Genomic DNA, 25,795 nt, shown 5'->3' with positions numbered 1-25,795 from the left:
TTTCGTCTGGTGCGATGGCTGATGACTCATTTCGATGTATTTGCCGCTCATAGAGCTAAATCTGGCTTCATTTGGGCATAGAAAACTTTAAAGTCCCACTATGGGTGTGTTTGGATATCTGAGTCACCTTGCCTACACTGTTTTTAAGGATGCTCTACTATTTCCATTTGCGCTAACTATTTTAGGAATATCTATTATCTATTTGGGTGTTTTATATCAACGCCATAGTAGAGCAATCGAGCGTTTTTGCGATCGCTCTTTACCACAAGAATTGCGGCAATTATTGCCGCGAGATTAGAAGATAACAATTTGGCTGAAACAATTAAATGAATAGTTGAGCCACACCTGTAATATTGTCGCTGCCATACCCATTGGCGATCGCTGTTTGATAGATATCTCGAACGGCTGTAGATGCTGGAATTGACGCTTCAACTGCTTGCGCTGTCTGAATGACATAGCGAAAATCCTTTTCTACTAGCTCAATTGGAAACAGCGGTGCGTGGTTTTGTGCCAGCATCAAACTTCCTGCCACTTTAGCAGCTGGACTGATGACGGGTAACTCACCCAGACATTCAATTGCTTTGGCGCTTGTTACCCCGTTCTTGGTCAATATGCCCACAACCTCTGCTAGTGCTGCCACTTGAATGCCAAACAATGCATTGACAGCAAGTTTCATTGCCATGCCTTGACCAGCAGAACCAACGTGATGAATCGTTGCAGCACCTGCGGACAACAAGATATTTTGGACTTGTGCTAAGGTTTCTGTCTCGCCTCCAACTAAGTAGATCAACTTTCCAGCATCAGCTTGCGGACGAGAGCCAACGACGGGAGCATCGAGAAAGGCTACTCCACGGCTGGTAATTTCCTTTGCTAATTCTGTCGTCCAATCAACGGTTAAGGTGCTAGACTCAATCGCGATCGCATCTTTCCTCAGTCCCAGCACCGCACCTGTTGCGGAGTCGCACCAAACTGCGCGTGACACATCATTATCGGCAACCATACTAATAACGATATCGGCTTGCTCGGCGGCTTCTCGTGGTGTTGCAGCGTAAATGGCTCCTTGGTTCACCAAAGGCATTGCTTTTTCTGCCGTGCGATTGTAAACAACAACCTGATGGTTTGCCTTGAGTAGGTTCTGTGCGACGCGAGATCCCATTGCGCCAATTCCTAAAACTGCAATCCGGCTCATACTCTACCTCCTATGAAATGTTTGATTGGTGTAGCTGCCTGCTATTTGCTAGCAGTGAATTTGTAGGTATTGCTGTCTTTAGCGATGACTCTACTTTAGTTGTTGTAAAAACAGCAGTAAACACTCATTTACGAATGATTCTCGTGTAGATTCTGCATGAATTGAGGTATATTGGTGCAAAAGCCCGAGCTAAGGAATGGACATCTCTGTACTACAAATTTTTGTGGAAGTGATGAGACAGGGTAGTTTTGCCGCTGTAGCACGCGATCGCAATATCGATCCATCTTCCGTTTCACGTGCGATCGCCAGTTTAGAGGAAGAACTTGGAATTAGGTTACTTCAGAGAACGACACGCCAACTGTCTCCAACTGAGGCTGGCATTGCTTATTTTGAGCGCATCGAGCCATTAGTTGAGGAGATGCAGCAGGCGACAGATATAGCAACAGATGTTTCTGGACAACCAAAAGGAACGCTGCGGGTGACAGCTTCTGTTTCGTTCGGACTCAAGTGCATCGTCCCGCTATTGAGTAGTTTCGGCACGATGTACCCAGATCTTACGGTCGATCTATTACTCACAGATGCGATCGTCGATTTGTTAGCTGAAAGAATTGACGTTGCAGTTCGTCTCGGACCACTCGCAGATTCTACTTTAATTGCCCAACAACTGATGCGTACCCGCTATTCGGTCTGCGCTAGCCCAGATTATCTCAAACGATGCGGTCAACCACAAAAACTGAGTGATGTAGAGCAACACAATTGTCTTCTCTTCCCGTTGGCTGGCTTCAGATCGAGATGGATATTCATGGATAAAAATGGGGACAAGAGCGAAATTCCCGTGCGTGGGCGCGTTGTCATCTCTAGCGCGATCGCACTTCAGCAGTGCGCGATCGCTGGAATGGGTTTGGCATTGCTGCCCCACTGGTTAATTGACGAAGATTTAAATAATGGCAAGCTTGTCAACGTGTTTCTAGATTATCAAGTGACAGCAACAGATTTCAACACCGCAGCTTGGCTGATCTATCCTTCCCGCGCTTACGTTCCGCTCAAAGTGCGAGTCTTCATCGACTTTCTCAAAAAACAGATGTCAAGCTAGCTACCTTACCCCGACCAATTACCAACTACCAACTACAACTGATTCCTTGCCTTAAGCTGCAAATACCGCTCTACCAACTGTTCGGAAATCAAATCGGCTGGTGCATCTAATACTAAAACCCCTTTTTGTTTCAAACCAGCAAAGGCAACTTGACGCTGAGATAATAAATCCAAAGCCACAGCACGGGCATAAGTCTGATTCACTTCATCTGTAGAAGTATGAGCTAACCGATCCACTTGCCAATCGCGTAGCGTAACGCAAAAAGGTAAATAACGGGGTGTCAGTCTTCCTAATGCGGCTAATAATTCGGCAGAAGCGGTTATATCAACAATGTCTGTAATTAATACTACCAAGGCTCTGCGAGCTTGTTGTTTGATAATACTCGTGACAGCACCAATATAGTCAGATTCGAGTAATACGGGTTGAATTGGTGTCAGGCGATCGATCAGTTGGTTTAATTGATTTTGTCCTTGTTCTGGTGGTATCCAAGTATGGATTTGTTTATCAAATATTCCCACACCCACGCGATCGCCGCGATGAATTCCCGCTAGTGCTAAAGCCAAAGTTGCGTTTAAACCCCAGTCAAATCGCTTTAAACCCGATACTTGAGCTGTCATCAAGCGTCCTCTATCCAATAGAATAATCAGAGTTTGTTCGTGTTCTGGCTCCAAAACTCGCACCAAAGGACGGTTACGACGTGCCGTAGCTTTCCAGTCAATCAACCGCAAATCGTCACCTGTACCATAATCTTTAAGTTCGGCAAATTCCGTTCCGATTCCCCGTTGGCGCAGCTTGCGGATTGAACCAGCCGATTGTAGCGTCAGACGAATGGAGAGCGATCGCAACCCTACTAAGTCAGGATAAACCTTGACTTTCTGACTTTGAGCGATTTTCCAGTTATCCCAACCTAATCCCCAAGCACCCAATTGTCTCACTTGCAGATCTCCCCAGCCAAATTCTCCCCGTTGGTTAGGGTGAATTGTATAAGTTAATTCTGTCGTGCTATGAGGTTCAACAGAAGCAGTCAGCGTAGTTGCAGAAACGGCAAACTGCATCGGGGAATAATCGCAAATTTGAATTTGAGCTGATTTTTTCAGCGATCGCACTGTCAAAACAACTTGATTATCCCGTCCGATGGAAAGTCTGGGAGGTAGCGATCGCTCAATTTGGACGCGATGACGGCGTACTATTAGGCTATCGGCGATCGTCAGCCCTAAGATAACAGCATCAAACAGCAGCATCACCAGGATACTGCGCGGTACGTTCCAAATTGTGGCTAATAGGGGTGCGATTGCTATTCCCAATAACAGCAACAAATAAACTCTTCTGGTAGGAATCATAGGGAAATAGATAAAGGCATCATACCAATTTACTCTCATTTTTGCGGGAGTCGGGAGTCGGGAATCGGGAGTCGGAAAATCTTAACTTTTAACTTTTAACTTTTAACTTTAGTAAGAGATCGTAATCCAGGTAACTTTTTTTCTTTGCCATTTCGGTAAATATCTAAAAAGGTGTGAGGTATAGACTAATGAAACGACTTTTTAGAGATTCATTATTCGTTTCTCTAGCGTTTATTGCTGCCAATTCTTTATATTTGAACTCAGCGATCGCGGGAGATATAAGTTCAGTGACTCCCGTGACTTCAACAACCAGCGTTGAGACATTAACGACAAAAGAGCGATCGCCACAGCTAGCTCAAGTGACTTCAGTTTCCCAATTATCAGACGTGCAGCCTACAGATTGGGCATTTCAGGCATTGCAATCTTTGGTAGAACGGTATGGTTGCATTGCGGGATACCCTGATGGAACTTATCGCGGTAATCGCGCTTTAACTCGTTATGAATTTGCCGCAGGGTTAAACGCTTGTTTAGATCGAGTCAACGAACTGATTGCTACCGCTTCTGCCGATATGGTCAACAAAGAAGACTTGGCAACTTTACAACGGTTGCAAGAGGAGTTCGGTACGGAACTTGCAACTTTGCGCGGTCGAGTCGATGCTTTAGAAGCAACCACCGCCGAACTAGAAGCGAATCAATTTTCCACCACAACCAAATTGAGCGCTCAAGTCATTATGGCGGCTAGCGATACTTTTGGCGATGACGTGGAGGACAACACAGTCCTACAAACGAGAATGCGGTTCAATTTCCTGTCTAGTTTTACTGGTACAGATCAACTGCAAGTTCGCTTGCAAGCAGGTAATTTTAGTGCCTTTGACTATGTAGGCAACATTACAAATGAAGGACAGATAGCATATGCTACGGGTACTGATAACGATGTTGTTATAGATAACCTCAACTACAGTTTTCAAGTTGGCGATAATCTAAAAGTTTGGCTACTAGCTAACTCTGGAGAATACGACGACGTTTTTGATATTGTCGATAACCTGATTACCGATACGAATGTAGGTGCAATCGGTAATCTCAGCTTCAACCCCATCTATAATGCAGGGGGACAGAATGCAGGGATAATTACAGAATTCTCGATAACTGAAGCTTTGAAACTGGGACTTGGCTATCAAGCTGGTAATGCTGAAGATCCTGCCCCTGGTAACGGTTTATTTAACGGTAGCAACAGCTTTCTCGGGCGATTAGAATACGGAACTGACAGATTTAAGGTTGCTTTTGCCTATCTTCATACGTATGACGAAGCCTTAAACACGACAGAACAAGGTAGTATCAGATCGCTAGTAGAAGTCACCGATGCTGATGGCAGCACGCGATCGGTAGTGGGCAATCACTACGGTGTAGAAGCACAGTTTGACATCACCCCTGGAATTAGAATTGGTGGATGGGCAGGATTGAGTAAGGCGATCGTGCTTGGATTGGGTGATGCTGACGTGTGGAACTATGCTCTGTCTCTCAGTTTTCCCGATTTGGGCAAGGAAGGAAACCTACTCAATATTATTGTGGCGGTGGAACCTAAACTAACGGGTACGAGTGGTTTTACTGTTGCTGATGGCGACGGTGTAGAAAGAAGAAGAGATCCCGACACTGGGTTGCACGTTGAAGCTTCCTATCGATATCAACTGACTGATAATATCTCGGTTGCACCTGGCGTAATTTGGCTGACTGCTCCAGGTCACGATAGCGACAATAGCGATATTGTTGTCGGTACGTTGAGGACAACGTTTGAGTTTTAGTTGTTAGTTAGTGGTTGTAAATTCCCCTCATTTCTCGATTGAGATTTGGGGGAATTTTCTATGCGCTGAACTGAAAGTAGGCTTTACCTAATTATCTAGTTACTGCTGGCGGTTTCAGCGTACAAACTACCTACACGGTAGGGAGGCCAAAAACGCACTGCTGCCTTACCAATAATGCGATCGCGACTGATAAAACCCCAAGCATGGCTGTCATAGCTGCGATTGCGATTATCTCCCAACACAAGATAAGAATTGGGTGGCACGATCGCTGCTGCTAAAATGTATTCCGGTGGCTCGGCAATGTAATGTTCTGTTAAAGGGCGATCGTTGATATATACGATCCCATTATTCACTTCTACTTTCTCTCCTGGCAGTCCAATAACTCGCTTCACATATGCATCGCGAGAATGTTCTTCCTGAATCACTGCTTCTGGAGGGGTAAACACGATGATATCTCCTCGCTGAGGATTGCCGATGTGGTAGCTAATTTTATCAACGAAGAGGCGATCGTCAATCTGTAAAGTAGGCTTCATGGAAGTAGAAGGGATTAAGTAACACTGCTCCGCAGTGATCCGAATGCCAAATCCAATTAGCAATGTTATTCCCAGTAACTTAGAACCCTCAGCCCAAGGATTTTGCGATTTACTGACTCGAAAGCTTTGTACGGGCATAAATTTAGTAATTATTTTAACAGATACATTACGTATTTCTACCATAAACACTAAGCGATCGCTACTATAATCAGATAGATATCAATGAATTTTTCAGTAAATTTACGCACATCAGTTATTAGGGAGAATTCGGAATTCGGAATACCCCTTCGGGGAAGCAAGCTAGGGAATTTGGAATTTACCACTCGCCTCTTGCCTCTCGCCTCTCGCCTCTCGCCTTTTAACCAACTACCAACTACCAATTACCACTCACTTCCTTTCAGTAACCAAAGTCAGGCTAGTCCATTCACCCTTGTCGTTGTAACGTCTTATCAGCCTTTGTCGTAGATTTGGCTGTACTAGCCAACCCACTTCGAGAAAAAAGGCTTGTCTTAACTGCACTTGTTGAGGACAGGTAGCAGAAGCGCCATCTGGTAGTAGCATAACTTGATTAATCTGGGGACTCATTTGAGGATTGGTTTGAGAATTCCCCTCAAAGTAGAGTAACGATCCGGCAATTTTGCTCGTGGAACTAATTTGGTAAGGGTTTTCTGGCGTAGAGTAAATAGTCAACTGTTGTGCGAGGCGATCGCTACCAAGGCGCTCAATTTGCAGTTGTGTAGAATAAGTATCGGGCGATCGCCAGTCGGGATAAATTGTGACTGCTTCCCCTTGCCACTTACCTACTAAGTCATCAACCTGTAGCGGCGGACGTTCTGGAGTTGTCGTACCAGCAAGATATTCGCGAATCAACGTAATTTTATCTAACTTTCCGTTCGGTGTAAAAAGTTGCACTAAGCGCAAGCGGCGATCGCCATGAATTAAACCAAGTTCTGCGCCAAATTCTGCAAACGGACTAAATTGAATCGAACCTTGAGAAAACGCACCATTTTCAAAAAACAGTACCCCCTTACCCAGAGAACTGTATTCAAATACTTTTTCCTCAGCGGGACGATTGGATGGTAAGAAACGGACAATTTGACGGATGGTTTTATTATCGTTTAATCCAGCTAAAGATACGACTGTAGGCGTATCTTCGATTAACTCTGCTTGGGGTGAGAATCGAGTAAACGAACCCTGCCATTCACCCAAATTTTGGAGCAAACATTGCCATTGCGATCGCATAAACAGTGACCAGTTATCAGTGACCAATTTAGGGGGCGGGGTTCACCCGAAATTTCTGTCAGAAACGAAGTCGTCTAATAAACCCGCTCTGGCAGTTATCAGTGACCAGTTATCAGCGAGCAATAACTAGTTTATTAAAGGATAATTTTATGGCAAATTCAGTCCGTCGCATAGTGCTTGCTCAAGCAATTTCTCCACGCAGGCTTGCTATCGATTCTAAATAACTAAATTACCTGGCATTCTGTTTGCCTGGTATCTTAGAAATCTTCACACCTTGCATTGCTTGGCGCACTAGTATACGAACCGATAGTTGCTCTAACTGTGTAGCAGTTCTGTTTACTAGAAGTAGGACGAAGGCTGGGAGTCAGACTGCTGCTATCTAAGCTAGAGACAGAGCCACTATAAACCTCTGTAGCTACCCCATCCACGGTGCGATAGACTTTGTAAGTCGGATTACCCGTACCACTCCAAGTCCAAGTCAAATTCATCTCGGTTGTTCCTGACTTGCTACCGGATAGCACGGGTGCGAGTTCGGTACTGTAGCTGCTGAGGCGAGAAAACGCTCTACCTATAACAGGTAAATTTTCAGAATCGCAAACTTTACCGCATAAGAAAAGATCGACTAAGCTGCCGTTGACGCAAACATAAAAGCCTCCAGCACCGAAACGAATGGCAGGTAAGCTGCAAGCAGGAATAAGACTTGTATCCGCAACCGTGTCAGAAATTGAGTCAACTAAAATATCGCTAGCAACAGGGTTTTTGCAAGGATCGATTGAACCATCCGTGTTGGGTATGCGTCCGTAACGCGCGATTATTCTCGGACTCAGCCAACTTCCAGTTGTAGGGCGAATATCGTAAACTACTTTGTCATACCCTGTTTGATAATCAGCAGGAACTGTGTAAGAAGCAGTTGGGGTAGGACAAGAAGGAGGAATATTAGTAATAGGAATTTCTAGATATAAAGCAATTGTGCCATAACTACCTAACTTTGTTTTAATCTCAGCGTCTTCTACAATTTTTTCCAGAGTTGTAGTGGAGTTATCTGCGACTTCAGTTTCAAGCCGATTTATTCTACTTGCCATTCTAATTTCATGAGTCATGAAATCGAAAGCACGATTGAGATCGATTTGCCTTTCGGTTCTGGCTTCCGCTTTATTATCAAAAGATGTAATTGTGACTAAAGCAAATCCAGCAATTATAATTACTATTGTACTAATTAAGACTGCAATTAATACTTCTACGAGTGTGAATCCTCTAGAAGAATGAGAAGTATGAAATCGACGGTAGATTCGAGCAAAATATTTTTTCATAGAACTTTTAATTAGGATGCAGTACAAATCCCGTCATCGGTAATGTGATTTGCCGTGGTAGAATCACCTGTGTAGTCACCAGCTCTTGTCAATCCTAAAGTATTAGATATAGCCAGACATTTTTTATTGTGAATGGAGTTGTGGGCAACAGAAAAGATCAGTTTTCCACTCGGATCGACTGGAGGAGGAGGGTTTATAGAAGTGATAACTGTAAATTCTGCTGTGCCTAAAATGCCAAAAGTAATTTTGATGGGATTACCCATTATTTGACTAATATTTGTTATTAGTTGAACTCCCTTTGATAAATTGCGATCGCCCGTAACACCACAATTCGCAGTAATTTGTACTGGTGTAGTTGATAACATCAACATGACATCGCAAGGTTGACTTTTACGAATAGCTTGTCTTTGGGCTTCTTGCAAAATTCCTCTGACTTCAACGACTGCTTGATTCAATTTGACGCGATCCAAAGAACCAGCAAAGCTAGGAACTGCGATCGCGGCTAGAATACCAATAATGACAACTATTATTAATATTTCTATTAAAGAAAAGCCTTTATTTTGATTATTTCTACGGACACTTAAGCGACGCATCAGAAATTACCTCAGTTGAAAGCGTTGCGATCGGAGAACTACTATCTGTTGGCGTGACATTATAAGTTAGCTGAAGTAATTTGTAAGAATAAGTAGGAGTATCGTAAATAGCAGTTCGAGTTAGAGTGAAACTCTTTCCTGCTAAAGTTTTAGAAACAGATGTTGTGGTAGGTGGTGCTGATGGATGTGGTAACATTGGAGTGCCAAGTATACTATGTAGTAATCCCGCAGCAAAGCCGTCAGCAGAAGTAGTGGCGTTACATCTATCGGAATAAGGAAAAGTATTAATTTCGTATTCTTTAGCTTGATTCTTAACGAATTCTAAATCCTTCTGAATCCAAGTGATTGCTTCGTGACGTTGTTCGGCGCGTACTTTAAAAACAATCGTAAATAAAAGCGCTTGCATTGCTATAGCAAGAAATACACTAACTATAACTATAGATATTAATACCTCAAAAAGAGTAAATCCTTCATCTTGTGTTGCCGATTTCTGTAGATGCATCGATCGCGTTATTTTTAATGTTTTGTAAATTAGATTATGGCTAATTCATTTAATAGTATAATGCGATTACTAATGAGCTATTGCATTAACTATATATAAAAAGCAATTTTCTTCATAGAAATCCTGTTTTGGTGAAATACAAAGAATATTTTTTCTGTTAGACAAACTAAAAATTAAGTCTAGTTTGCCCTGGGTTGTACTGGCTTATTACGGTAATTCTACGGTGATTCTACTAAATATTATGTGCTGAATTTTCAGTAAAACTACGGTGAGCTGAAGAATTGAATTTGAGGCGATCGCAAAGTACTAAAAAAATTAAACCTTATAACTCTACAACTTATATCGCTGCCACTTTTGGAGCGAGCCAATTTTATTAATAGTATATAGGTTAAAGCTATTAGCTAAGTCTGACAAACTGAGAACGTCATCTGGTACACTAATACCAGTATTACTAGTATTAGTGTTTTGAAGATCTTCAGCCCACACAACTCCATCAAAATTACTATTCCCAGGACTCTCACAACCGTCGCCTGAAGTTTCTAATTTGAAATCCGCATCCCGATTGTAAAGAAAAGCATTTTGAATACAAGCAGTGTTGTAAAGATAGGCAGACTGCGGCGTTCCCGAACCACTGTATAAAATAATAATTCGTAAATCTCCAACTCTGGGCAGTTGTCCATCAGTGCGAATATTACGAATTTTAGAATTTCCTCGCAGATGAAATCCCTCTTTATCTAAATACGAACCTTTTATATAAAGATAAACTGGACCAGCAGTTGTATCAACATTAATTACTTTGTCAGTAATATCAATTTTATTAGTTTGATAATGAGTAATTTGTCCGCTAGTACCAGTAAGTGGAAGCGACAGCAATGAAAACCTGGGATCTGTGATGTCTCCTAAATCCGTACCTTGCGCAGTGAAGGGAAAGTTAAGTTGCAGCTTACAAGCGAAAATTGTGCCATCAATACTAGTATCTGTGGTATCTGATACCGAACCGATAGCAGCGAGATATTGAGATCTATTTGCACCACCTTTTATGGCATATCCATTCAGATTAGAATTATCGAAAGCAGTAACAGGATCGAAGTAAATATTAGCATTCTTACCTACAATTTTGCGTACTTTTATTTCAATGCGATCGGGATCGAAAGTAGTATGAGTGCTAATAGCGCCAGGAAACTTTTGAATTGTTACATTAATTGCGACTGTGACTGCAAGATAAGCGATAGAATTATCGTTCTGACCCGATATTAAGAAAGTTCCTGTTTGCTTTAAACTATCGTAACGATATGCCAACAAATGAAATTGACCGTTACCAATACTGTTAGAACCAGTCAGTGCGGTTACATTAGGAGATACTGACGGTAGACAAGGAAAAGTAATCGGAGTTATCCATTCATTAATAGCAATTGTAGTATCGTCGCTCGTTTTAGGAATGCCGTCAGCTCCTAGATAATTTTTTCCCGTTTTTGGGTCGATTGGATCGTAATTTCGAGTTAGTAAAACTGCGTTTTCTGGTTTAGTCATGAGAGCTAGAATTCTAGCAATACCTCCTTCAGCAACAGCTAAACTATCGCCAGTATGAGTGCGGGTAGATGCGATCGCTTCGTTACGAGAAGCACGGAAAATTAGGGTAGTCGCAATTGCCATCACGATCAAACCCATACTAAGAGCAAGAACTATAGTAAACCCTCGATCTTGAGATCGTTTTAGTACTAAAAGTTTAATTAGAAAGGTTTGTAACGACAAGGTTTTTCCTAGTTTGCATTGAACTTAAGATCTAGTTTGCCCTGAAGTACAGTAATTTATTGCCGCACGATCGCGGTAATTATGCTAAAGATTTCATAAATACGTTTGTGTAGTCTTACTGAGAAAAATTCTGAAAGTTTTAGCGAAATTATAAAGCGCATACAATTCTATAGAGAGGCAACACTGTACGTCCCCACGAATGTATCTCATCATATTAGAATCGCTATATGTAACAAAAAATAGCCAGTTGTTGCTGGCTAAGAAAATTTATATGACTGACAGAAATTTTAAAGTAAAAATACTCTGATATTATACATCTACACGCGACTCAGAGATCAAATTTTGAAATCTTTCGTCTTGAGAAATGGTATGAAAGACCGAGCTATTCTTGGCAAGAGTACGATACTTATCTGGACTGATTTGAATTGCCTGTTGTAAGCTAATAACTGCTTGTTCGGCTTGCGATTGCAAAGCATAACAGCAGGCAATATTGTACCAAAATATAGGTGTATGAGGCTGGACTTCTAAAGCTTTGGTGTAAATGGCGATCGCTTCTTGGTAACGGCACAATTCATACAAAGCCAAACCACAATCGTACCAAACTGCCATATCTTGGGGTTGAATGCTAAGAGCATGTTTGTAGCTAGCGATCGCTGCTTCTTTTTCACCAACTTGTGCTAGAGATAGTCCCCTGTTATACCACGCCCAAAAATCATTAGGCTCCAACTCAACAGTGCGATCGAAACAGGTGACTGCTGCTGTGAAATCTCCTAATTTTCGCAGCGCTACCCCCTTGTTGTACCAAGCCTTGCTATATTCTGGATCGATTGCCAAAGCGCGATCGAAGCTAGCTACTGCTTTGGTATATTCACCCCAGTCGCTGAGAGTGATGCCGCGATTATTCCAAGTCAAGAGATCGTCAGGTTGAAACTCTAGGGCGAGATCGAAGCTATCAACTGCTGCTGCATATTGCTTGAGATGTCCCAGTGCCGTACCTCGGTTGTACCATGCCCAGTAAGCATCTGGTCGTAGCTGGATTGTTTTCTCAAAGTTAATAACAGCTTTTTCGTAGCAACCAAGATCGATCAGAGTAATCCCTCGGTTGTGCCAAATTGTCGCCGCATCGGGGTTAAATTCTAAAGCGCGATCGAAACTATTGAGAGCTTCAATATAACGACCCAGCTTACCCAGGGCAATCCCGCGATTGTGCCAAACCCAGCTAGCATCTGGACGCAGGGTAATAGCGCGATCGAAACTGGCGATCGCCTCTTCATGGCGGTTTAAACTACCCAAGGCTATACCCCGCTGCGACCAAGCATCAGCGTAATCTGGCTTGTATTCCACAGCTATATCCAAGCTCAGTAGAGCTTCTGCGTATTGTTCGGCTTTATTGCGACGCAATCCCTGTTGATAAAAAAATTCTGCCTCCAGACTGAGATTCCACTTCATAGATCTTGGCATCTAACCTAAGGATGATTTTATTTTGCAGATGCTCAACAAGATATCACGACTCAATCACAAAATGGTGAAGTTTGTATAGAAGAAGACTAGAAATTTGTGTAGGGATTGGTAGTTGGTAGTTGGTAGTTGGTAGTTGCCCCTCTGCTCCTAGTCTCCTCTGCTCCCTGTTCTCTGATAACTGACAACTGAATTTTGGGTAATACAATACTAGCCTTGACAGAATGCTGGATTTGGGAGAGTTAAGGCAAAAGTTACTTGAAAACCAAGCCAGAGAGGTAATTCCTAGCGATGAACGACCACAATATGCTACAAATCACGTTTTTCTACACTAACGGTCAAATAGAAGCCTTCAATGTGGTTTTGCACGAAGATAATGCTCTGACTCCTCAAGAAATTCAGCAGCGGATTTTGAAACATCTGGACAAACCTTGGTGCTTGCTACATTTGCCAGAACAAACGATTTGCGTCAATACATCTCGCTTGCTAAAAGTTGAAGTGAAGCCGACAATGTACGAACTACATGGGGAAGGAGTATTTTCCGATGTGCGGCGTGTAACTGCTCTTTCTCGGAGCGCCCAGCGGTAATTCAGGGGGAGTGGAGAATCGGGAAGACAAGGGGGACAAGGGGGACAAGGAAGACAAGGAAGACAAGACGAGAGTGTCCTCATCTTTGCGTGAGCTAATACTAGCTTCAAACCTCCGAGAATGTCACAATATTCCTTTACAGGACACAAGAGAGAAATCATGACCATGCATCCTCTACTCCACCAAGCTTTTACCCAAGGACGGGCGCTAAAAATTATTAGCGGTTTGAATAACCTCGATCGCCAAAGCGTAGCAGCGACAGTCAACGCAGCCGATCGCGGTGGTGCTACTTTTGTTGATATTGCTGCTGATGTCGAGCTAGTACAGATGGTAAAAGAATTGACAAATTTGCCAATTTGTGTGTCAGCAGTTGACCCAGAAAAATTTGTCACCTGTGTAGCAGCTGGTGCAGATCTAATTGAAATTGGTAACTTCGATAGCTTCTACGCTCAAGGACGCAGATTTGAAGCAGAGGAAGTCCTCGCCTTAACAGAAATTACGCGATCGCTCTTGCCTGAAATTACCCTTTCCGTTACCGTTCCCCACATTTTAGAACTCGATCGCCAAGTGCAGCTAGCAGAGGAGCTTGTAAAAGCTGGAGCTGATATTATCCAAACCGAAGGTGGTACGAGCAGCAGTCCCGTTCATTCCGGTACGTTGGGTTTGGTTGAGAAAGCTGCACCTACCCTCGCCGCCGCCTACGAAATCTCCCGCGCTGTATTCGCACCAGTGTTGTGTGCTTCCGGTATTTCTAACGTAACCGCACCAATGGCGATCGCATCTGGTGCAGCTGGTGTGGGTGTAGGTTCGGCAATTAACCAACTCAATAGCGAAGTGGCTATGATTGCAGCCGTTCGTAGTTTGGTTGAATCTCTTGCCACTGTTAACCGTCCCGTTTTAAGAACTCAAAGATAGATCCCCCTAAATCCCCCTTACACAAGGGCGAGTGGGCAGATCCCCCTAAATCCCCCTTACACAAGGGGGACTTTTGGATTATTGTTTTCCGACTCCTGTACGGGCGCACAGCTGTGCGCCCCTACGATTCTCGACTCGTGTACGGGGCGCGTTTACCAAAAAACTTTGCTCTCACAGATATTCTGGGTGAACCCGCCTTTACGTTAAACAATCCTTCAGGCAATAAACGACCTGTTCTTGTGCTTCAGGAAAAAGTTCAGGGAAGATAGGCAGGGATAAGACTTCATGACAAGTTTGTTCCGAGATCGGAAATTGCCCTTGTTGGTAGTCTAAATTTTGATACACAGGTTGCAAGTGTAAAGGCAAAGGATAGTAAACCATCGAACCCACACCTTTTTCTTGTAGGCGCTGGCGGATCTCATCCCGATAATTGCTACTGGACGCACAGATGTGTGTCCCTACGTCTGGCAAACGAATTGTGTATTGGTTCCAAACTCCCTCGCCGCCTGGTAATTCCTGGGGAAGGACAACACCTGGAACTGGAGCGAGATATTCTTGATAGCGAGCAGCGATCGCCCGTCGTTGTTCGTTCCAAGTATCTAAATAACGTAACTTGACTCGCAAAATCGCTGCTTGTATAGCGTCCAGACGACTATTTAATCCAATATCTTCGTGATAGTAACGATTTTTCTCCCCGTGATTGCGTAGCATTCGCATCTTTGCCGCAATTTCTGGATCGTTCGTCGTCACCGCACCGCCATCGCCACAAGCACCTAAATTCTTTGTAGGGTAGAAACTAAAACAGCCAACATGACCGATGCTACCGACTTTTTGTCCTGCCCACAATGCTCCTGTTGCTTGGGCGCAGTCTTCAATCACAGCAAGTTTGTGAGTTTGAGCAATCGCCATTAGGGCAGTCATGTCAACTGGCTGTCCGTATAAATGAACCGGAATAATAGCTTTAGTTTTAGCTGTAATTGCTGACTCTACCTGAGTCATGTCAAGATTAAATGTTGGCGCGTCAATATCTACAAAAATTGGCTTTGCACCGACAGCACTAATAGTCTCAGTCGTAGCAAAAAAAGAAAAGGGCGTGGTAATCACTTCATCCCCAGCCCCAACACCTAACGCCCGCAATGCTAGCAGCAGTGCATCCGTACCGGAATTACAGGCGACGCACTCAGAAACATTTGTATATGTGGCAAATTCTTGCTCAAAGTTAGCAACATTTGCCCCACCTACATAACCGCCAGAGGCAAGTACTTTGAAAACAACATCATTAATTTCAGTTGCCAGATCCGTATATTGCTGCGCCAGATTTAAGATAGGAACGCGAGTAGATTGAGTCACGCTTTGAACCATAAGTTTTTCTATTAGTTAATCAAATCAGAAGTTGTATCGCAAGAAAATGGCAAATTGGTAGATGGACACTCTAATTAGACTCGATTTAGTAGATTTTGTTCTGGCTGTAGCGCTGATGGCGATCGCAATCGGGCTATCGGCTGGGCAGCGTTTGGGCTTAGAGTGGAGTTTGGCGATCGCGACGGTAAGAACGATCTTGCAACTGTTCGTCGTGGGAGCGATTTTAGATATTATTTTTCGGATAGATAACCCTTGGGCAGTGCTAGCAGTGGTGTTGGTGATGCTAACAATTGCGGCTGTAGTGTCTCGCAACCGGATTGGCAAAAAGATTCCCCGCTTGCTACCTTTAGTCTGGATTTCAATATTTGTCAGTACGGCTTTTACTCTGAGCTATGTCAACCTGCTGATCGTTCAACCGCAGAAGTGGTACGAACCGCAATATATCATTCCTTTGGCGGGAATTATTCTAGGAAATGCGATTAATGGGGCGGCGATCGCGGGAGAGCGTCTTGTCAGTACAATTAATGCCAGCCAACTAGAGATTGAGACTCATTTAAGTTTAGGTGCGACACCCCAACAAGCTGTAGCTCAGTACCGAAAAGATGCCATCCGCGCTGGGTTAATTCCGATCCTGAATCAAATGATGGTCATCGGTATCGTTACCCTTCCAGGCATCATTACAGGACAAATTCTCAGCGGTGTGAGTCCCCTCGATGCCGCATCCTACCAAATTTTAGTCATGTTCATGCTTGCCTTTACTAACTTAGCCACAGCAATTCTCGTTACCCAAGGGCTATGTCGTCAGTTTTTTAATTCCGCCGCGCAGCTGGTTCGGTGAATCGTAAGTCACTGCTCGCTACTCACTTCCTTTGGCTTATAAGAATGCATTTGCCCGCCATCAGAAGCATAAATTTGTAGGGGTAGACGAGTCGTGTTGCTAATGCCTTCGAGAACTTGCTTGAGGGTGCGATATTGAGTTGCAATATCAGATTGGACTTTTGAGTCACCCCTAAGTCTGGCGTTGATAAATGTTTTCTCGACAGCCTGTTCGTAGCTGGAAGTCAACTGGACGAAGATTTGTTTGTTATCTAACTTGTATCTACATACCCGAATTCTACCGGAGCAAGCGCGATCGAGGTCGGCGCGAACTTTTTGGGTGAGATTAGCGCCTTGCAGGTTGCTGTTAGCTTGTTCGAGCTTCGCGGTATAAGTATTAATGAGCGATCGCGCTCGGTCGTAGTACTGAGTCCCACTGGGAATCTGTTGAGCGAAGATTAAAGCCTGTCTCCAGTTGGTTTGAGCTGTAGCAAATTGATTCTGTTGTTCTTGCCGTTCGGCAAGTTCGGCGGAGTTTATTGCTTGGGAAAATGCTTTGGTGGATATTGTTTCTTTGGCAACGCGATCGCTAGCTGCTTGAAGTTGAGGGCGATATTGTGCGAGTAGTTGCTGTGCTTGTTGGTAAGTTGTACTCGACTGCGGAATTGAGCTAAGATTATCTACCGCGTTTTGCCAATTGGTACGAACTATTTGCCAAGCTTGTAAAGATCGCGCCGTCAGTTGCTGTTGTTGTGCTGCCTGCGCTGAACTTTGCGCTTGAGGAAATTTTTGAAATGCTTGTTGCTCCGCTTGCATTTTCTGCTCTACAGCCTGCAAGCTGCCTCGGTACTCAGTAGTTTTTTTCTGTGCTAAGGGATATAGATCGCTATCTTTAGGAACCGCAGATAAAGAGGCGATCGCTCTTTGCCACAAAGCTTGGATGGCGCGCCAATCTTCCAAAGAGCGGATGGGTTGTTTCAGCTTGTTTGCTGCTGTATCGCCTTCTTCCAACGCCGCTAGCACTCGATCTATATTAGTGGCTCGATTGGCGATCGTGCTGGAAAAATTTTGTGCTTCCTGGTGGCGGCTCGACCAAGGTGGAATTTGTTTGAGTAGGTTATTTGCATCTTGCAGTTGTTTTTCAGCATCAATTAATTCCGATCGCTGCTTGGCTCCTTGTACGATTCGATTTGATTCCTGATATAACTGCTTTGCTGTTGCGAACTGCTGACACCTACCAATCGTACAGGGGCTAGATAAGACATATGCACTGCTAAAGAATGCTACGATCGCGACTCCACCTCCAGCAATTAGCGCCGCCCGAGGAATTTTTGTCTTGGCTGCTTTCGGCAATCGCTGTAAGGGTAAGACAGGGTAGGGAAGTGTAGCTGTATTGATGTTTGGATTGGAGTCTGCTGTTGATTCTGCTGTTGATTCTGCTTGAGTTGCTGGTTCAGGCTTAGCGATTGTTTCTAACCGTTGCTCGAAAGGTAGCGATCGCCAGGTTTCGCTAGACGTTTCCGGTGAAGAAGTTGCTGGGCTTAAACTTGACGTTTCGACGGGTACATCTTCTCGATTGACAACAGGCGGAGATTCTGCTAAAGAATCCTCCTCGATTTGAGGTTCCTCGACTGGAGGCTTTGATGGTTGTGGGGAGGATATGGGATCGATCTCCGCCTCAGTTGTTGTATCCTCAGTTGTTATATCGCCAGCAGTAATTTCAGCCTCATGTCGTGTTAGCGGTTCTGCTACTTCTGTAGGAGGGGATAATTCTGGTGCTGCTGCCGGAGTGCGATCGCTAGTTGATAAATCGATGCTGCTGGCTGCTACTGGCTGTTCTGCAAGTGGTGTTTCAATGACAACAGGGCTAGTTGGTGGTGTTTCTTCTACTATGGGAATTGGGGGTGCAGGTGGTGTTTCAATGACAACAGGGCTAGTTGGTGGTGTCTCTTCTACTGTGGGAATTGGGGGTGCAGGTGGTGTTTCATCTACAATGTTGCGATCGCCTGAGAATGGCTGCACCACAGGCGGAGATAATTCTGTCTCGGCTGGAGATACAGTTGTTTCTGAAATAATGGGGGAAGCATCATTTAACATCACCTGAGAGTCAGGAGCCACCTCCACGGGTTCTAAAGTGATATCGTGTTGAGCGTAAATTTGTTTTTGTCCCGCCTCTCTCAAATAAACCCTGACCGACTGAACTGCTTGAGGACGTAGAGACTGTAAAGCCTGCCCAATTGCAGTAAAAGTTTTATCAGTATCGAGATTGACTTGTGGTGGGTGTTGGCTCAAAATCACTAAAGCACCGTCATCGCCGATCGCGCAACCGACTTTCAGGCGATCGACTTGGGAAAACTCAGTTTGCAAGCGTTGGTGTAGAATTCGCTCTAAAACTTGTAAATCTTCTGACTTTGCTAGTTTCATATAACTTATAGATTCTTATAGCCTGTTTGTTTTGATACTTATATTTGTATGATGTTAGAGATCGCCACCTAACCGTACTCGTAGCAGCATTTACGCTCCTGTTATCAACTGCGATCGCTCGATAAGATTATTCTTCGAGCAACGACCGTAGGGCTGAGATTGCGATGATTTTACATTAAAAATCTATCAAAAGCTGCGTGAAGCGTCTTTCTTTAAAAAATTAATATCAAGTTTTATCAATTTTTACTTGTAGTAGAGACGCACCAATGGAAATCGAGCGGATAATTCAGCAACTAGTAGTAGGGGCGCACAGCTGTGCGCCCCTACTACAGGAATTGCTAGAAAAAACCTTAAGTATCCAACAGCTGCAAAATCCGCCCCAAGGTGATCTCCACCCAGTCATTACGAGAATCAAGATCGTAGCCCAAGCCGTGGATTGCTTTTTCTAAGAGGTAGGCATCCAGCAGAACTTGTAACTCAGTCTTGGTTTTGGGTAAGAAAGAGTCTTGAGAAGCGATCGCCAGATATGAATTGAGGAAAGCCGCACCGACGCAGGTAGACCAAAACTGCGCCCATTGCTGCATAACGGGTAAATTTTCCGTACGAAGCATTCCGCTTTCGATTTCGTTGCGCAGCCCAACGTTAGCAGCGTAATGGAAAGACTGCAACATGTTAGCAATATCGCGCAAAGGAGAGCGTTTAATGCGGCGATCGCTTAAACTGCGTCCCGACTCTCCTTCAAAATCGGAGATGATGAAGTCTTTACCCGTATAGAGTACTTGTCCCAAATGATAATCGCCATGACAGCGAGTCCGCATAGCGGTAATTTTTTGGTTGAGGATCAGCCCAAAGCGCTCCATGATTTGCTCTTGGCGATTCAGGACATCTTGAGCTAATTCTTGGGCGTGCGGTGTCAGCGTTTTTAAACGTTGTCTGAGAACGATAAGGACTTGTCCCGCGAGATTGCGGGCTTGTTGGTAAATGGAACGTTGGTAAAATGTCGAGAATGGTTCTGGAGTAAATCCAGAATTGTCGCCATCAGCAGCAAGGGCGATGTGCAGTTCTGCTGTCGATTGCCCCAAAATTTGAGCGCTGTCTAGATACGAACCGATGGTTCGATTAGCCAAAGAAAATGGCTCGAACTCTTCTTCCTGAGTCCCCAGTACAGGCGCACTGCCAATCGCCCCTACCGACTCCTGACTCCCGACTCCCGACTCCCGACTCCCCATATCGATCAGATTTCCCCCAGGTATGGGGATCTCAGTCATTTCTGCATGTTGTGTTGTCACTAACTCAAAATAGTCTCGCAGGCTATCGAGGGTATATTCCCAACCACTGCGGGTATCGCGGATGTATTCTTGCAATATCCCTACCGTGATTGGTGTTGTTGACGGACGGTGATATTCGATCGCTCCTACTAATGGGGCAAAGTGTTGCAAGCGTTTTTTCTCGCCCAAAAAGCGGCGAATTTCGAGATCTGGGTTAATTCCTTCTTCTTGCTGGCGGAAGAGTTTGAGTACGAGATGATTGTTGGGGTTAGCACCGTTAGCACCCAATCCCTCGTAGACAATAAAAGTCTTGCCCTGTTCTTGCTTTAATACTGTCGGTTCTAGGGCTTTTTTACCGTTACTACTGGCTTGGGGATAGAGATCGGTAGCACTTGCCATTAGTTCCCCTGCCATACCTTTATACTGCCGCTGATAGGCGATCGCCTCAATCAACGAGGCAAGAAAACTTTTATCTGCGGTTGCTTCAAATAATACGCCGAATTTATCTTTCCCTTGCACCAACAAATTAGCAACGATCGCACTGCGGTTATCTGTTAAAGTCTGTGTGGCTTGTTCTCCCTCGGCATAAGCCAGCAGCATCAAGTAAGTTTCTGGATCGCCCTGCACGTAATCTACCTGCAACCAAACGGCTCTGGCTTCGGTATTTTTGTAGGGGATGGCAACAACTTCGGCGATTTGTACGGCTTGAATTATTCGAGTTTTCGGATTGAACCAAGAACACGTAGACAGATATTCTGGCAGTATAGCTTCTAGTCTGACTCTTAAATCCCGCTGGGCAAAGATATTTTGCCATTTGCTATTGACAACCAATGTCGGTAACTCTGCTTGGGGTCTAGCAGGCTGAATTTCGCTCGGCTTGGCAACTAGACTCAACCAATAAAAGGCATAAGGGCTGATGCTAAAGAAGTAGGGAGTATCGCCAATTGCTGGAAACTCCGTGCGACCAAAAATTTCTACTGGAGTCGTGCCTTTAAAAGCTGATAAATCCAGTTCCACTGTTTGCACGAAGCGAGACAGATTTGCCACCACTAGAATATGTTCGCCTTGATAAGTGCGCGTAAAGGTAAGCACTTTGCGGTTATCTGGGTGCAATAATTCAAAACTACCGCGTCCGAAGGCTTGGAAACGCTTGCGGGTGGCGATTAAGCGTTTCATCCAATACCAGAGAGAATTGGTATTAGCCCGTTGTGCTTCAACGTTGATGGCGGCGTAGTGATATTCTGAATCAATAATCACAGGCGAGTATAACTTTTGCGGATTAGCGCGGCTGAAACCAGCATTGCGATCGGAACTCCACTGCATCGGTGTCCGCACGCCATTGCGATCGCCTATATATACGTTATCTCCCATGCCGATCTCATCGCCGTAGTAGAGTACGGGAGTGCCAGGAAGGGAGAGTAACAGGCTGTTAAGTAATTCAATTTGACGGCGATCGTTTCCTAGTAGGGGTGCAAGACGGCGACGAATTCCCAAATTCAACCGCATTGCTGGATCGCGGGCGTAGACTCGATACATGTAATCGCGGTCTTCATCCGTTACCATTTCTAGCGTGAGTTCGTCGTGATTGCGCAAAAACAACGCCCACTGACAGTTATCGGGAATTGTTGGCGTTTGTTGCAAAATATCAAAAATGGGGAAGCTATCTTCCATCCGCAGCGACATGAACAAGCGCGGCATTAGCGGAAAATGGAAGTTCATGTGACACTCATCTCCATTCCCGTAATATTCTGCTGCATCTTCAGGCCATTGATTTGCCTCGGCTAGCAGCATTCGATTGGGGAACTTAGCATCTACCTGCTGGCGGAGTTGTTTCAAGAAAACATGAGTTTCATCTAAATTTTCGCAGTTCGTTCCCTGCCGTTCGTAGAGATAAGGTACGGCATCCATCCGCAGCCCATCAACACCCATACCCAGCCAAAAATCTAGCACGTCAAATACCGCTTCCCGCACGGCTGGATTATCGTAGTTAATATCGGGCTGGTGGGAGTAAAAACGATGCCAGTAGTAAGCTTTAGCTACTGGGTCCCAAGCCCAATTAGAAGTTTCAAAATCTTGGAAGATAATCCGCGCTTCTTGGTATTTCTCCGGCGTGTCACTCCAAACATAAAAATCTCGTTCTGGACTGTCTTTAGGCGCACGTCTCGCTCTTTGAAACCAAGGGTGTTGGTCGGAAGTATGGTTGACGATCAATTCTATAATGACGCGAATGCCCCGTTGGTGGGCGGCTTTCAAAAATTCGCGAAAATCGTCTAAATTACCGTAAATTGAATTAACATTCTTATAATCGGCAATATCGTAGCCATCATCTCTGAGTGGTGAGGGAAAGAATGGTAGTATCCAAACTGCGGTAACGCCTAAGTCTTGGAGGTAATCGAGTTTTTCCGTCAGCCCCCGGAAATCACCGATCCCATCACTATTACTATCGGCAAAGGCGCGTACAGGCACTTCGTAGATAATGGCATCTTTGAACCAAAGGGGGTCATCTTTTAATACGTACTGCATGTTCTCGCTAGTTGTATTCCCAAAAACCACTGTTTCAAGTTATTGAGTCTAGCGCGATTTCCACAAGCACCTAGAGAGGGAAATTTAGGTATAGGGACGGGTTTCTTGTAGGGGCGGGTTTTGCCTGCGAATTTGTTACCACAACCAAAAATCAATTTGCCAAACCCGCCCAACGACCGATGAAATTCCTGTTAGGGCGGGTTTTTACCGAGAATTCACGACCATAACCGACCATCTATTTATCAAACCCGCCCTAACCCCACCAAAATTTCTGTAGGGGCGGGTTTTTACCGTAAATTCGTTACCACAACCGACCATCTATTTATCAAACCCGCCCTGTTATTGCGATCGCACGTCGGGCAGGGCGGGTTTTGGCTGAAAATTTTCGGTTGCGGTTGTTGACATATTTGCTAAACCCGCCCCTACAATCCTTGGGATGGTGTTTGACGCGGGTGGCGATCGCGTGTCGGGACGAATTGTGAATCAGAATCTGTCCCTGGGATGGCGTGATGGGGCAGGTTTTGGCTGAAGATGGTCGGTTGCGATCTTGTTGGCTAAACCCGCCCTTACGGTCTGCTGGGGTCATCTGGGTGCAGTTTATCTAGATACCATGACATGGGATTGCGATCGATGTAGTCGCGAATTCGCTCTAATGATTCTTCGTTGCGGATAATATGTTCGTAATAGTTGCGCTGCCAGACTGGAACTTTTGATATCCGTCGAATTCGATTAATCTCACGGGCAGAGAACGTTTTGAATCCGCGAATAATGTCAGGTACGGCATGACATTTAGAATTTTGTTGATGTGCAAAAGCAGATTGCATTCCAGATATCCCCGTAGGGACGGGTTTAGCAGATAAGATTTCGGTAGTGGCAGAAGATTCTCGGTCAAAACCCGCCCTACCATAGCGATCGCCAGATAGAATTTCGGTTGTAACAGAAAGTTCTCGGTCAAAACCCGCCCTACCATAGCGATCGCCAGATAGAATTAAAATTCCGTGCAAATGATTTGGCATGATTACAAATGCATCTAGATCGAGGTTTAAATGATGTTTATTCAAATTCATCCAGTGCGATCGCGCCACTTTCCCCAGTTGATTTATTTGCATCACTCCATCAGTAATTTCTCCAAATAGACAATCTCTTTGATAGGTACATATAGTGATAAAGTAAGCGCCAGAAGCGGAATAATCATAATTCTGCAACCGAATTGAATGACGATTGTGTTTTATCGGATCGTATGTCACAAGGGAAGAAGCTTAATTTCTACACTTATTAGAATTCCCCAATTGTTTGTGTTATTTGCGATCGCACCCCGTAAAGACGGGTGTAGCAGATAAACTTTCGATTAGATCGGTAGATTTTTAGTCAAAACCCGTTCCTACTTCATTTTCTACCCCTAGCAGCATGAAAAACCGACAATAACGCGATATCTTCTATCCTGGTTCACCTCAAATATCCTTATGACATTTCAACGTGCTAGCGGCGTTTTATTGCATCCTACCTGTCTTCCCAGCCCAGATGGAATTGGCGATTTAGGAAAATCGGCTTACGAATTTATCGATTTTCTCGCCAGTAGCGGACAAAAATTGTGGCAAGTTTTGCCTTTGGGACCCACGGGATACGAGCATTCTCCATATATCATGAATTTCAGCACTTTTGCTGGCAATCCATTATTAATTAGTCTCGATACGCTAGTAGAAGAAGGATTGTTGAAGAAAGAAGAACTAAGTCCATTAGAAAATGTGGATTTGAATCGAATTAATTTCGATCGCGTCATTCCGCATAAAACTAAATTTCTTAAAATCGCTTTTGAAAACTTTCAACAAGCTAATACTCATCAAAACCCCGAATACGCACAATTTTGTCAATCTCAATCTTACTGGCTCGATGACTACGTACTTTTTATGTCATTATTAGAAGCCAACGAAGGGAAAAGCTGGAATAATTGGGAACGAGCGATCGCGCGTCGAGAGCCAGATGCGTTGCAAGCAGCAAGAGATTCTTTAAAAGATAGTATCGCTTATCATAATTTCGTTCAATTCAAATTTTTCGAGCAGTGGAAACAACTACGAAAATACGCCAACGACAAAAATATTCAAATTGTCGGCGATATTTCAATTTATGTTTGTCACAACAGTTCTGATGTCTGGTCGAGTCCAGAAATATTTAAATTAGATCCCCAGACTTTTGAACCTACATATATCGCTGGCGTTCCCCCAGATTATTTCAGTGCTACGGGACAATTATGGGGAAATCCTGTCTATAACTGGGATAAATTGCAACAAACAAACTTTGCTTGGTGGATTCAACGCTTTCAAGCTACCTTAGAATATGTGGATATCGTCCGCGTCGATCATTTTCGCGGTTTTGAAGCATACTGGCAAGTCCCAGCAGGCGAAGAGACTGCAATTAATGGTGAGTGGATTAAAGCCCCAGGAGTAGAATTTTTTGAAACTTTAGGTAACGCTTTGGGAAGTTTGCCAATTATGGCAGAAGATTTAGGCATTATTACCTCAGAAGTCGAAGAATTGCGCGATCGCTTTCAATTTCCAGGCATGAGAATTCTGCAATTTGCCTTTGGAGACGACTCAAGCAATGCCTATTTACCCCACAATTATGTCCATAACAGCGTCGTTTATCCCGGTACTCACGACAACGATACGGCGATCGGTTGGTGGAACAAAGCTAGCGACAAAGAAAAGCAATTTGTCGCGAAATATTTGGGTGACGAATCTGCGGCAGAAATAACAGAAATTAATTGGGAATTCATCCAACTGGCATTAGCCTCAGTTGCAGACTTAGCCATTCTACCTCTACAAGACATTTTAGGCTTAGACGATCGCGCCCGCATGAACGATCCCAGTGTCAATGCAGGCAACTGGCGCTGGCGTTACGAAAGTTCTGAAATGCTAACACCTCAACTACGCGATCGCCTGTTGGAAATGACACAAATTTATAGCCGCTAATTAGGAAGTCGGTACGGGCGGGTTTGGAAACCCGCCCGTACAGGAGTCGGGAGTTGGGGGACAAGGGAGACAAGAGAGCAATTCTAGTCACCAGCCACTAGCCACTAGTAACCGATCGC

21 protein-coding genes are annotated in these 25,795 nt (G+C 44.3%); 7 read left to right on the top strand and 14 right to left on the bottom strand.

Translation table 11 applies throughout. From position 1 onward, the window contains the following. The first annotated feature begins 100 nt into the window (after window positions 1–100). Window positions 101–298 carry a hypothetical protein gene (locus H6G17_RS21680; RefSeq protein ID WP_192160696.1) on the top strand — a complete coding sequence of 66 codons (198 nt, stop codon included), beginning with the start codon at window positions 101–103 and terminating at the stop codon, window positions 296–298. 24 nt (window positions 299–322) lie between these two features. Here the strand turns inward: H6G17_RS21680 and H6G17_RS21675 are convergent, their stop codons facing one another. Beyond that, window positions 323–1,189 carry an NAD(P)-dependent oxidoreductase gene (locus H6G17_RS21675; protein ID WP_192160695.1) on the bottom strand — a complete coding sequence of 289 codons (867 nt, stop codon included), beginning with the start codon at window positions 1,187–1,189 and terminating at the stop codon, window positions 323–325. A 196-nt stretch (window positions 1,190–1,385) separates the two neighbouring features. On the opposite strand from H6G17_RS21675, the gene H6G17_RS21670 reads away from it, so the two are divergent. Further along, window positions 1,386–2,282 carry a LysR family transcriptional regulator gene (locus H6G17_RS21670; protein ID WP_192160694.1) on the top strand — a complete coding sequence of 299 codons (897 nt, stop codon included), beginning with the start codon at window positions 1,386–1,388 and terminating at the stop codon, window positions 2,280–2,282. 32 nt (window positions 2,283–2,314) lie between these two features. Here H6G17_RS21670 and H6G17_RS21665 read toward each other — a convergent pair whose 3' ends face one another. Next, window positions 2,315–3,622, bottom strand: coding sequence for a DUF58 domain-containing protein (locus tag H6G17_RS21665; RefSeq protein ID WP_192160702.1), 1,308 nt, complete (start codon window positions 3,620–3,622; stop codon window positions 2,315–2,317). A gap of 188 nt (window positions 3,623–3,810) precedes the next feature. Here H6G17_RS21665 and H6G17_RS21660 point away from each other — a divergent pair, with 188 nt between their 5' ends. Beyond that, window positions 3,811–5,421 carry an iron uptake porin gene (locus H6G17_RS21660; protein WP_192160693.1) on the top strand — a complete coding sequence of 537 codons (1,611 nt, stop codon included), beginning with the start codon at window positions 3,811–3,813 and terminating at the stop codon, window positions 5,419–5,421. 95 nt (window positions 5,422–5,516) lie between these two features. On the opposite strand, the gene lepB is transcribed toward H6G17_RS21660, so the two are convergent. The 7 genes from lepB to H6G17_RS21625 form a co-directional block, all read right to left on the bottom strand. Then, complete coding sequence (gene lepB / locus H6G17_RS21655; protein WP_242038529.1) at window positions 5,517–6,092, bottom strand: signal peptidase I; 576 nt, start codon at window positions 6,090–6,092, stop codon at window positions 5,517–5,519. A 249-nt stretch (window positions 6,093–6,341) separates the two neighbouring features. Beyond that, window positions 6,342–7,196 (bottom strand): DUF3598 family protein, encoded by an 855-nt coding sequence (locus H6G17_RS21650; protein WP_192160691.1) that lies wholly within the window; start codon window positions 7,194–7,196, stop codon window positions 6,342–6,344. Between the two features lie 257 nt (window positions 7,197–7,453). After that, window positions 7,454–8,506 (bottom strand): prepilin-type N-terminal cleavage/methylation domain-containing protein, encoded by a 1,053-nt coding sequence (locus H6G17_RS21645; protein ID WP_192160690.1) that lies wholly within the window; start codon window positions 8,504–8,506, stop codon window positions 7,454–7,456. Window positions 8,507–8,517: 11 nt separating this feature from the next. Further along, entirely contained in the window at window positions 8,518–9,099 is a 582-nt protein-coding gene (locus H6G17_RS21640; protein WP_192160689.1) for a prepilin-type N-terminal cleavage/methylation domain-containing protein, read from the bottom strand. Then, the gene (locus tag H6G17_RS21635; protein WP_192160688.1) at window positions 9,077–9,601 is read right to left on the bottom strand and encodes a prepilin-type N-terminal cleavage/methylation domain-containing protein; all 525 of its coding nucleotides are present in this window, start codon (window positions 9,599–9,601) and stop codon (window positions 9,077–9,079) included. The genes H6G17_RS21640 and H6G17_RS21635 overlap by 23 nt, the downstream gene beginning before the upstream one ends. Before the next feature lie 330 nt (window positions 9,602–9,931). Then, a complete protein-coding gene (locus tag H6G17_RS21630) occupies window positions 9,932–11,254 on the bottom strand; it encodes a hypothetical protein (RefSeq protein ID WP_192160687.1) in 1,323 nt (440 codons plus the stop codon). A gap of 408 nt (window positions 11,255–11,662) precedes the next feature. After that, window positions 11,663–12,814: a tetratricopeptide repeat protein gene (locus tag H6G17_RS21625; protein WP_242038528.1), complete on the bottom strand. Its 1,152-nt coding sequence runs from the start codon at window positions 12,812–12,814 to the stop codon at window positions 11,663–11,665. A 288-nt stretch (window positions 12,815–13,102) separates the two neighbouring features. On the opposite strand from H6G17_RS21625, the gene H6G17_RS21620 reads away from it, so the two are divergent. Further along, complete coding sequence (locus H6G17_RS21620; RefSeq protein ID WP_039716012.1) at window positions 13,103–13,399, top strand: hypothetical protein; 297 nt, start codon at window positions 13,103–13,105, stop codon at window positions 13,397–13,399. A 159-nt stretch (window positions 13,400–13,558) separates the two neighbouring features. Then, window positions 13,559–14,314, top strand: coding sequence for a DUF561 domain-containing protein (locus tag H6G17_RS21615; RefSeq protein WP_192160686.1), 756 nt, complete (start codon window positions 13,559–13,561; stop codon window positions 14,312–14,314). Window positions 14,315–14,512: 198 nt separating this feature from the next. Here H6G17_RS21615 and H6G17_RS21610 read toward each other — a convergent pair whose 3' ends face one another. Then, a complete protein-coding gene (locus tag H6G17_RS21610) occupies window positions 14,513–15,676 on the bottom strand; it encodes a DegT/DnrJ/EryC1/StrS family aminotransferase (protein ID WP_192160685.1) in 1,164 nt (387 codons plus the stop codon). A 61-nt stretch (window positions 15,677–15,737) separates the two neighbouring features. Between H6G17_RS21610 and fetB the strand changes: the two genes are divergently transcribed. Beyond that, window positions 15,738–16,514: an iron export ABC transporter permease subunit FetB gene (gene fetB / locus H6G17_RS21605; protein ID WP_106168751.1), complete on the top strand. Its 777-nt coding sequence runs from the start codon at window positions 15,738–15,740 to the stop codon at window positions 16,512–16,514. Window positions 16,515–16,522: 8 nt separating this feature from the next. On the opposite strand, the gene H6G17_RS21600 is transcribed toward fetB, so the two are convergent. The 4 genes from H6G17_RS21600 to H6G17_RS21585 all read right to left on the bottom strand — a co-directional run bounded on the left by H6G17_RS21600 (window position 16,523) and on the right by H6G17_RS21585 (window position 23,954). Beyond that, window positions 16,523–18,916 carry a hypothetical protein gene (locus tag H6G17_RS21600; protein WP_192160684.1) on the bottom strand — a complete coding sequence of 798 codons (2,394 nt, stop codon included), beginning with the start codon at window positions 18,914–18,916 and terminating at the stop codon, window positions 16,523–16,525. Between the two features lie 350 nt (window positions 18,917–19,266). Continuing rightward, on the bottom strand, window positions 19,267–22,707 hold the full coding sequence (treS, locus tag H6G17_RS21595) for a maltose alpha-D-glucosyltransferase (protein ID WP_192160683.1): 3,441 nt from the start codon (window positions 22,705–22,707) through the stop codon (window positions 19,267–19,269). 325 nt (window positions 22,708–23,032) lie between these two features. Beyond that, window positions 23,033–23,293 carry a hypothetical protein gene (locus H6G17_RS21590; protein WP_192160682.1) on the bottom strand — a complete coding sequence of 87 codons (261 nt, stop codon included), beginning with the start codon at window positions 23,291–23,293 and terminating at the stop codon, window positions 23,033–23,035. Then, a complete protein-coding gene (locus tag H6G17_RS21585; protein WP_192160681.1) occupies window positions 23,274–23,954 on the bottom strand; it encodes a transposase in 681 nt (226 codons plus the stop codon). The genes H6G17_RS21590 and H6G17_RS21585 overlap by 20 nt, the downstream gene beginning before the upstream one ends. 210 nt (window positions 23,955–24,164) lie before the next feature. Between H6G17_RS21585 and malQ the strand changes: the two genes are divergently transcribed. Further along, complete coding sequence (gene malQ / locus H6G17_RS21580; RefSeq protein ID WP_347276458.1) at window positions 24,165–25,676, top strand: 4-alpha-glucanotransferase; 1,512 nt, start codon at window positions 24,165–24,167, stop codon at window positions 25,674–25,676. Window positions 25,677–25,795: the final 119 nt, after the last annotated feature.

The organism is Chroococcidiopsis sp. [FACHB-1243] (genome assembly GCF_014696895.1).
GTDB lineage: Bacteria > Cyanobacteriota > Cyanobacteriia > Cyanobacteriales > Chroococcidiopsidaceae > Chroococcidiopsis.
Note: the sequence above shows the minus strand (reverse complement) of the source record. Positions and strands in the feature narration are given on the sequence as shown.

Coding starts and splice junctions, on each gene's coding strand:
- H6G17_RS21680 (WP_192160696.1), top strand. CDS start 101: ATGGGTGTGTTTGGATATCTGAGTCACCTTGCCTACACTGTTTTTAAG.
- H6G17_RS21675 (WP_192160695.1), bottom strand. CDS start 1,189: ATGAGCCGGATTGCAGTTTTAGGAATTGGCGCAATGGGATCTCGCGTC.
- H6G17_RS21670 (WP_192160694.1), top strand. CDS start 1,386: ATGGACATCTCTGTACTACAAATTTTTGTGGAAGTGATGAGACAGGGT.
- H6G17_RS21665 (WP_192160702.1), bottom strand. CDS start 3,622: ATGATTCCTACCAGAAGAGTTTATTTGTTGCTGTTATTGGGAATAGCA.
- H6G17_RS21660 (WP_192160693.1), top strand. CDS start 3,811: ATGAAACGACTTTTTAGAGATTCATTATTCGTTTCTCTAGCGTTTATT.
- lepB (WP_242038529.1), bottom strand. CDS start 6,092: ATGCCCGTACAAAGCTTTCGAGTCAGTAAATCGCAAAATCCTTGGGCT.
- H6G17_RS21650 (WP_192160691.1), bottom strand. CDS start 7,196: ATGCGATCGCAATGGCAATGTTTGCTCCAAAATTTGGGTGAATGGCAG.
- H6G17_RS21645 (WP_192160690.1), bottom strand. CDS start 8,506: ATGAAAAAATATTTTGCTCGAATCTACCGTCGATTTCATACTTCTCAT.
- H6G17_RS21640 (WP_192160689.1), bottom strand. CDS start 9,099: ATGCGTCGCTTAAGTGTCCGTAGAAATAATCAAAATAAAGGCTTTTCT.
- H6G17_RS21635 (WP_192160688.1), bottom strand. CDS start 9,601: ATGCATCTACAGAAATCGGCAACACAAGATGAAGGATTTACTCTTTTT.
- H6G17_RS21630 (WP_192160687.1), bottom strand. CDS start 11,254: ATGGCAATTGCGACTACCCTAATTTTCCGTGCTTCTCGTAACGAAGCG.
- H6G17_RS21625 (WP_242038528.1), bottom strand. CDS start 12,814: ATGCCAAGATCTATGAAGTGGAATCTCAGTCTGGAGGCAGAATTTTTT.
- H6G17_RS21620 (WP_039716012.1), top strand. CDS start 13,103: ATGAACGACCACAATATGCTACAAATCACGTTTTTCTACACTAACGGT.
- H6G17_RS21615 (WP_192160686.1), top strand. CDS start 13,559: ATGACCATGCATCCTCTACTCCACCAAGCTTTTACCCAAGGACGGGCG.
- H6G17_RS21610 (WP_192160685.1), bottom strand. CDS start 15,676: ATGGTTCAAAGCGTGACTCAATCTACTCGCGTTCCTATCTTAAATCTG.
- fetB (WP_106168751.1), top strand. CDS start 15,738: ATGGACACTCTAATTAGACTCGATTTAGTAGATTTTGTTCTGGCTGTA.
- H6G17_RS21600 (WP_192160684.1), bottom strand. CDS start 18,916: ATGAAACTAGCAAAGTCAGAAGATTTACAAGTTTTAGAGCGAATTCTA.
- treS (WP_192160683.1), bottom strand. CDS start 22,707: ATGCAGTACGTATTAAAAGATGACCCCCTTTGGTTCAAAGATGCCATT.
- H6G17_RS21590 (WP_192160682.1), bottom strand. CDS start 23,293: ATGACCCCAGCAGACCGTAAGGGCGGGTTTAGCCAACAAGATCGCAAC.